Source organism: Promicromonospora sp. NPDC060204 (assembly GCF_042728455.1).
Classification (GTDB): Bacteria; Actinomycetota; Actinomycetes; order Actinomycetales; family Cellulomonadaceae; genus Promicromonospora.
In genome coordinates this window covers 1-1203 of sequence record NZ_JBHWZO010000476.1, presented here as the reverse complement: position 1 = coordinate 1203, position 1203 = coordinate 1, and the positions used below count along the sequence as shown (strand labels likewise).

The following is a 1203-nucleotide window of genomic DNA, read 5'->3' as shown; positions in this document are numbered from 1 at the left end:
ATCGCTAAGTTCGATCCTGGCAAATTTTGTCGTCTTCCATAATGTCCTGTCGTACGAAGGACTCTTAGGGCGCCGGATCTTCTCAGAATTAAGTCTCGGTGTTGCGGCTCCGCCTGCGCCATTATCCGCAAGCCTCAGTGGTTATCCGGGAACGAAACGCCGAAACACCGTGCAGTCTGATCTGCAAATCATGGGTGAGCTGATGCTGGAGGATATGCCGCAGGAGGAAGCGTACAGCGAACTCTTCTTGACCCAGTGCTACGCGTCTAGCGGCGCATTGTCGTCGTACGCGCAGGTCTCCAAAGAACTCTTAAAGAGCAGGAACGCAGTCCTGCTAGGCGAGTTAGGTGCAGTCGAAAATCCTGCGTCCTTGAAACGTGGTGTGAATCCTGCTCTTTCAACCGAAGCGCTTGCTGCGGCCGCCTCGCATCGACCCATTGTCCTATTGGGGGGCGTCGGAGCCGGCAAGAGTACCTTTATTCAGCACCTAGTTGCAGTGGATGCCAAAGCCGTCTTTAAGGATGCAATTGCCGTGACGGTTGACTATGGTCGAGGTGCGACATTCGCAACACCGGCGGATTTTGCAATCGAACGCATTCGGTATTCCCTTAGAGAGGTGCACGGTATTGACATCGATGAATCGGACTTCGTGAACGACCTTTATCGCAAGGAACTCGTTAGGTTCGACCGAAGCGTGTACGGTCAACTAAAAGAGCAAGCCCCAAGCGATTATTTGCTAAAGCGCGTCGATTACTTGCACGAGTTGGTGAGCAACAAGAGCGAGCACCTCAGGCTTTCCATCGCGCGAATATCTAAAACGCGGCGACGGCAGGTTGTCATATTTCTAGATAACGTTGATCAGCGGGACCATGAGGATCAAAACGAGGTGTTCCTCACAGCGAACGAACTGGCCAGCGCTTGGGATGCGACCGTATTTGTCACACTTCGGCCAGAAACATACTACGAGTCGCAGCGCTATGGAGCGGTTTCGGGATACCACCCGCGCGTATTTTCGATTTCTCCACCGCGCGCCGACGTCATGTTAAGGAAACGAGTTCAGTTTGCATTGCAGATCCTCTCGTCGAACAGCGATGCTCGCACCAGTTCGCGCATTGGTATAGAGAGTGAGAATCTCGAACTTTTCCTTCGGGTTCTGGAGCTCAACTTCTCGAGAAACAAGCCTCTTCTGGGCCTGATTGAGAA

1 protein-coding gene is annotated in these 1203 nt (G+C 52.8%); it reads left to right on the top strand.

Annotated elements, in window-relative coordinates; translation table 11 throughout:
• Nucleotides 1-190 precede the first annotated feature (190 nt).
• The coding region (locus ACFWEJ_RS28790; RefSeq protein WP_377232570.1) for a hypothetical protein at nt 191-1203 on the top strand (1013 nt) is incomplete at its 3' end.